General features: G+C 73.2%; 1 pseudogene. It reads left to right on the top strand.

Annotated elements, in window-relative coordinates:
- A pseudogene (locus J0695_RS03745) lies at positions 1-254 on the top strand (M18 family aminopeptidase); the annotation flags it as partial.

Consider the following 254-nt stretch of genomic DNA (forward strand, 5'->3'; position numbering starts at 1 on the left):
GGAAGTACGTGGTGCGCGGCGGCGCGATCATCGCCTGGTACGTCCCCGAGGGCGCCCAGGCGCACACCCCCTTCCGTATCGTCGGAGCGCACACCGACTCCCCCAACCTGCGCGTCAAGCCGCTGCCCGACATGGGCACGGCGGGCTGGCGGCAGGTGGCCGTGGAGATCTACGGCGGGACCCTGCTCAACACCTGGCTCGACCGCGACCTCGGCCTCTCCGGGCGGCTGACCCTGCGCGACGGGTCGCACCGG

The organism is Streptomyces beijiangensis (assembly GCF_017315755.1).
In the GTDB taxonomy this organism is placed as follows: domain Bacteria; phylum Actinomycetota; class Actinomycetes; order Streptomycetales; family Streptomycetaceae; genus Streptomyces; species Streptomyces beijiangensis.